General features: G+C 62.9%; 6 protein-coding genes and 1 pseudogene. All 7 read right to left on the bottom strand.

Annotated elements, in window-relative coordinates; genetic code table 11:
* A pseudogene (locus C1D09_RS11255) lies at window positions 1-202 on the bottom strand (8-amino-7-oxononanoate synthase); the annotation flags it as partial.
* Window positions 199-1,194, bottom strand: a complete 996-nt coding sequence (bioB, locus tag C1D09_RS11250) for a biotin synthase BioB (RefSeq protein WP_143974328.1) — start codon at window positions 1,192-1,194, stop codon at window positions 199-201. The gene bioB and the pseudogene C1D09_RS11255, both read right to left, overlap by 4 nt.
* 145 nt (window positions 1,195-1,339) lie before the next feature.
* Entirely contained in the window at window positions 1,340-1,687 is a 348-nt protein-coding gene (locus tag C1D09_RS11245) for a hypothetical protein (RefSeq protein WP_097576701.1), read from the bottom strand.
* A 10-nt stretch (window positions 1,688-1,697) separates the two neighbouring features.
* Window positions 1,698-2,579 carry a carboxylating nicotinate-nucleotide diphosphorylase gene (nadC, locus tag C1D09_RS11240; protein WP_143974327.1) on the bottom strand — a complete coding sequence of 294 codons (882 nt, stop codon included), beginning with the start codon at window positions 2,577-2,579 and terminating at the stop codon, window positions 1,698-1,700.
* 1 nt (window position 2,580) lies between these two features.
* On the bottom strand, window positions 2,581-4,122 hold the full coding sequence (locus C1D09_RS11235; RefSeq protein ID WP_143974326.1) for an L-aspartate oxidase: 1,542 nt from the start codon (window positions 4,120-4,122) through the stop codon (window positions 2,581-2,583).
* A complete protein-coding gene (gene nadA / locus C1D09_RS11230) occupies window positions 4,119-5,093 on the bottom strand; it encodes a quinolinate synthase NadA (RefSeq protein WP_143974325.1) in 975 nt (324 codons plus the stop codon). The genes C1D09_RS11235 and nadA overlap by 4 nt, the downstream gene beginning before the upstream one ends.
* A gap of 64 nt (window positions 5,094-5,157) precedes the next feature.
* Window positions 5,158-5,591: NUDIX hydrolase (locus C1D09_RS11225; protein ID WP_425463413.1), on the bottom strand; the 434-nt coding region annotated here is incomplete at its 5' end.

Below are 5,591 nucleotides of genomic sequence, written 5' to 3'. Positions count from 1 at the left end.
GCCGCGATCCGGTCGCGCCCACCGGCGTGCCCCGCGCAATCGCCGCCGCAACCGCCTCGCCAAGTCTTTTGGAGGCGGCAAGTCCGAGATAGTCGTTCGACGAGAAGTCGAGCCCGGCGCGCGGCACAAGTGTGCGCAGCCGGTCCTTGCGCGCCAGTCCCTGCAAGGTCGCGTCATAGCGGGCAAGTTGTGCCCCGTTCATTGCGCCCCGAGTTCCATCGGCTCGATGCCGAGACGGCGGAACAGAAGGCTATCCTTGTCCTCGCCCGGATTGTTCGCCGTCAGCAGCGTGTCGCCGACGAAGATCGAGTTGGCGCCGGCAAAGAAGCACAGTGCCTGCATCTCGTCGGTCATGGCGGTGCGGCCGGCCGAAAGCCGGACATGCGATTTCGGCATCATGATGCGCGCCAGCGCGATCACGCGCACGAATTCGATCGGCTCGATGGGTTTAGCTTCGGCCAGCGGGGTGCCGTCGATCGGGATCAGCATGTTGATCGGAACGCTTTCGGGATGCTCCGGCAGATTGGCCAGCGTCACCAGCATGTCGATTCGGTCGATTGGCTCCTCGCCCATGCCGACGATGCCGCCGCAGCAGACCTTGATGCCGCTGTCGCGGACATTGGCCAACGTATCCAGCCGGTCGGCAAACGTGCGGGTCGAAATGATCTCGCTGTAGTAGCGCTCCGACGTGTCAATGTTGTGGTTATAGTAGTCGAGGCCCGCCTGTTTCAGTCGAGCGGCCTGCTCGAGATCGAGCATGCCGAGCGTCATGCAGCTCTCCATGCCCAGCGCCTTGACGCCTTCGACCATCGCCACCACCGCATCCATGTCGCGCGCCTTGGGGTTTCGCCAGGCAGCACCCATGCAATAGCGGGTGGCGCCGGCGTCACGCGCCTTGGTCGCCTCGGCGATGACGCGCCTGACCTCCATCAGCTTCGACGCCTTCAAACCGCTTTCGTGATGCGCAGACTGGCTGCAATAACCGCAATCCTCGGGGCATCCGCCGGTCTTGATGCTGAGCAGCCGGCTGAGCTGGACCTTGTTGGGATCGAAATTCTGGCGATGCACGGTCTGCGCTTGAAACAGCAGGTCGTTGAAGGGCGCGTCGTGGAGCGCCTGGGCTTCCGCTCGCGTCCAGGGGGGAAGCGCCCAACCGATTGGATCCGAGGTCAGGTCTGGGCTGAGTTCGTTCATAAGGTCTTGTTCTCCATAATCTTCCGTCCTTGGCCTGGAGCGTTGCAGTGGATGCTGAAGACAAGGCGCATGCCAGCGGGAAGTCTTCTATCGAAACGCGACTGGTGGCGCGCTTGAGCGGACTCTCCAACTGCTGCCCGCAGGCTCAACTCACGTCATCCGTGGGGATTACGGTTTCCGTTATTTTACTTTGAGCACAGGAATGCTCCTTTCTGATCGCGTCGCAGGATTCGGTGAAGGCGACGTCCAGCAGATAACCCAGAAGTTCCAGCCCGTGAGAGGCCGCCAACTGGCGCATCTCGTCGAGTCGGCAGATGATGACGCCAAGGGCTGCGACGCGGCTTTCTGTGCCTTGCTGGTCCGTCCCTCCCGCCTCCGTTGTTGAAGCGTGTCGCTTGGCGCCGAGAAGGCTTGCGTCGGCTGTTGGTGGAACCGGGGACGTGCTGACGCAGGTTAGCCTGCCACCGAAGGAGTTCCTGCGATCCCGGTTCATGTCCTCTCCATCAGTTCAGATGCCTGTTGCAATTTCGGTCGGCCGGCATGTCGAGACCGATGTCGAGAATGGGCGCGCTATGGGTAAGCCAGCCGACCGATATGAGGTCGACGCCGGTCGCCGCAATTGCCGGGGCGCTCGCCCGCGTTACCCGGCCCGAAGCCTCGGTGATCGCGCGGCCACCGACCATAGCCACAGCCTGCGCAAGGTCCTCGACCGACATGTTGTCGAGGAGCACGGCGTCGACGCCCGCTGTAAGCGCGATCTCCAACTGGTCCAGCCTGTCGACCTCGACCTCGATCTTGACCATGTGACCTATGGCGCTACGCGCCCGCTCGATTGCGGTGCGGATATCGCCGGCAATGGCGATATGGTTGTCCTTGATCAGTACGGCGTCATCGAGCGCGAAGCGGTGATTGGCGCCGCCGCCCGCTCGCACCGCATATTTTTCCAGGACACGCAGGCCGGGCGTTGTCTTTCGCGTGCACACGATTTTTGCGTTATAGCCGCGCACCGCGTTTACGAGCGTAGCCGTTGCCGTCGCGATGCCGCTGAGCTTGCACAAGAAATTGAGCGCCGTGCGCTCTGCGGTCAGCAAGCTGCGGGCCGGCCCGCTTACGATCGCAATCGTCTCTCCGGCCGAAACCTTGCCGCCCTCAGGACACCGCAGTTGGATGTTGATCCCGGGATCGACCAGCAGGAAGGCAAACATGACCAAGTCGAGCCCGGCAACAACGCCTGCCTGCCGGGCATTCAACGCCAGCGTCGCTTTGCAATCGGCGGGGATGATCGCATCGCTCGTGATGTCGCCGGCTCTGCCCAGGTCTTCAAGCAGGGCAGAACGCACGATGGGCTCCATGATGATCTGGGGAAGTGGTGCAAGTGAAGTCATGTCAACGGCTCCGTTCGGATGCTTGCCATCTGAGCGTGACGGCATTCTCAAAAGCTGTGCAGAGCGTCAATCGTGAGGGGAGGGCGGCGGTATCGCGCCCGGGGAAATCGGATCGAAAGTGGGAGCCGCGGCTCTCCTCGCGCCGAAGGGCGGCGATCGCCATCAACAATGCCACCAGGGCCGGACCGGCCGCGGCCGTCTCGCAAACAGAGATCGGCAGCAGTGTCGCGACCGTGTCGCACAATGATTTCCCATTCCGAACAATGCCAAGCGCATTGGACACAATCGGGCGAATAGGTGAAGGGTCGGGCCGGATGGGAACAGTTGCCGGAAGCCTAGGCCACTGCCAACCCGCAGAGGTACCCGCGACGCTTTCAGCCACCCAGGCGGCGGTTGCAACCGCTTCGGTCAGCGAGTTGCTGGCAAGCCGGTTGGCGCCATGCAGTCCTGTGCATGCGACTTCGCCACAGGCCCACAGGCCGCTAACGGAAGTTCGCCCCTCGGCGTCAACGGCCACGCCGCCCATGTGATAGTGAGCAGCGGGCCGTACGGGAATGGGTTCCACCGCCGGATCGATGCCGGCATGCTTGCAAATAGCGTCGATTGCCGGAAAGCGTCTTGCGAATTTCTGCCCGAGACAATGTCGGGCATCGAGATAGACGCCATGCCCGGCTGCGAGCTGATCCGAGATCGCCCGCGCGACTACATCGCGCGATGCGAGTTCTGCCCCGGGCGTATCTGTCAGGAAGCGATGGCCGTGCTCATCGATCAGCACCGCGCCTTCGCCACGCACTGCTTCGCTGACAAGCGGCATTGGCCGGCGCGCAATGTCGAGGGCCGTCGGGTGGAATTGCACGAATTCGAGATCGGCTAGTTCCGCGCCCGCGCAGGCGGCCAGCGCCAGGCCATGCCCGAATGAGGAGAGCGGATTGGTTGTGTTGCAAAACAGGCCGCCCATCCCACCGGTGGCCAGCACCACGCGGCGTGTGGGCAATGCGAACACGCCGCCGTGCAGGGCAGCCACCACCCCTACAATGCTGCCTTCCGCGACAACCAAGCGAAGCGCTGTCATGCCTTCCATGATCGTGATCGAACGGGTTCGCCGCGCCACGCCGAGTAGCGCCCGAAACAACTCGCGGCCGGTTGCGTCGCCGGCGGCGTGCACGATGCGGCGACGCGAATGCGCCGCTTCCAGGCCCAGCTGCAGCCTCCCGTCTAGCGAGCGGTCGAAAGGAGTACCAAGACGAATGAGATTCTCGACGGCTTGAGGTGCGGCCTCTACCACCCGCCTGGCCATTTGTTCGTCGCAAAGCCCATCGCCGGCAGCAAGCGTATCGGCGAGGTGCAGGTCGGGGCTGTCGTCCTCCCCCAGACTCGCTGCGAGCCCGCCCTGGGCTAGAATGCTCGAGGCTTCGGTTCCGAGCGAGGTCCTTGACAGAAGGACGACTGGTTGCGGCGCCAAGTGTAGCGCCGTCATGAGCCCGGCGATACCAGCGCCGATGATGACCGGCGCTCCGCCAATGTGATGGATGTCCGCCGTCATACAAAGAGCATGCGTTCCACAGCCCAGCGGGCCCGTTCAGCGACATGAGGATCGATCGTGACGACGTGGCGGTTCTCCTCGAGCGCGGTCCGGATGTTGGCGAGCGTGATGCGCTTCATATGCGGGCACAGATTGCATGGGCGCACGAAATCTACTTCCGGATGCTCGACCGCGACGTTGTCGCTCATGGAACATTCCGTCATCAGCACCACACGCGCCGGCCTATGCCGCGCGACATAGTCGGACATCGCCGCCGTCGAGCCGGCGAAGTCGGCTTCCGCGACCACTTCAGGCGGACATTCGGGATGGGCAAGTACACTGATGCCGGGATGGGCCTCACGCAGCTCGCGGATGTCGGCCGCGGTGAAGCGTTCGTGCACCTCGCAGCGCCCCTTCCAGGCAATGATCTCGACCTTGGTCTGCGCCGCGATGTTCTTCGCCAGATATTCATCGGGCAGCATGATCACACGCGGCGCGCCGAGCGATTTCACCACCGCGAGCGCATTGCCCGAGGTGCAGCAGATGTCGGATTCAGCCTTCACCGCGGCGGAGGTGTTGACGTAGGTCACCACTGGAACGCTCGGATAACGCTGCCGCATCAGGCGCACGTCTTCGGCGGTGATCGACTCGGCCAGCGAACAGCCGGCGCCGAGATCCGGGATGAGCACGGTCTTGTCCGGATTGAGGAGCTTGGCGGTCTCGGCCATAAAATGCACGCCCGCGAGCACGATGATTTCGGCATCGACTGTCATCGCCTTGCGGGCCAGCGCCAGGCTGTCGCCGACGATGTCAGCCACGCAGTGAAAAATCTCCGGCGTCTGGTAGTTATGCGCCAGGATGACCGCATTGCGCTGTCGCTTCAGACTCAGGATTGCGTCGATATCCTCGACGAAGACCGACCACTCGATCCGTGGGATAACGCGCCGAACGCGGTCGTACAGTGAGGCGCTCGAAGGCAGGACGGCGCTCATCGAGCCTCCAGTTATAGTCCACCTGATTATAAGACGTTTATAATCGTTGTGACTATAAGGGGTGTCAAGCCCGTGCGAGCGGTAATTTTGTGCCGGCCACAGGCCTCTCGTCGAGAATAGTATGGTGGAAGCGATAGAGCTGCGCAGGCCGGCCGCCGGTCTCGGCGGTCGTCGCCCCGGTCTTCTCAACCAGTTCCTGCTGCTCTATGAGCCGGCGAAAGTTCGGCTTGTTGATGAGCCTGCCGGAGAGCGCCTCCACAGTTCGCTGTAGCTGCAAAAGCGTGAAGAGCGGCGGCATCAGTTCGAACACAACAGGCCGGTATTTGATTTTGGAGCGCAGTCGCGCAATAGCCGTTGCCAGAATGCGGCGGTGATCGGCGATCATCGATCTGCCCGGCACCGAAGCGAGGATGGCCGAAACTCCGCCGCGCTTTGCTTCCTCCACCAGGGCGGCTTCGTAGAGCAGCTCGTAGCGCTGCAGCGCGAGTTCTTCGTTCC

It is taken from the genome of Mesorhizobium intechi (genome assembly GCF_002879535.1).
In the GTDB taxonomy this organism is placed as follows: domain Bacteria; phylum Pseudomonadota; class Alphaproteobacteria; order Rhizobiales; family Rhizobiaceae; genus Mesorhizobium; species Mesorhizobium intechi.
The sequence above is the reverse complement of the archived record's forward strand: the minus strand, read 5'-3'. Positions and strand labels throughout refer to the sequence as shown.

Coding starts and splice junctions, on each gene's coding strand:
- C1D09_RS11245 (WP_097576701.1), bottom strand. CDS start 1,687: ATGAACCGGGATCGCAGGAACTCCTTCGGTGGCAGGCTAACCTGCGTC.
- bioB (WP_143974328.1), bottom strand. CDS start 1,194: ATGAACGAACTCAGCCCAGACCTGACCTCGGATCCAATCGGTTGGGCG.
- nadA (WP_143974325.1), bottom strand. CDS start 5,093: ATGAGCGCCGTCCTGCCTTCGAGCGCCTCACTGTACGACCGCGTTCGG.
- C1D09_RS11235 (WP_143974326.1), bottom strand. CDS start 4,122: ATGACGGCGGACATCCATCACATTGGCGGAGCGCCGGTCATCATCGGC.
- nadC (WP_143974327.1), bottom strand. CDS start 2,579: ATGACTTCACTTGCACCACTTCCCCAGATCATCATGGAGCCCATCGTG.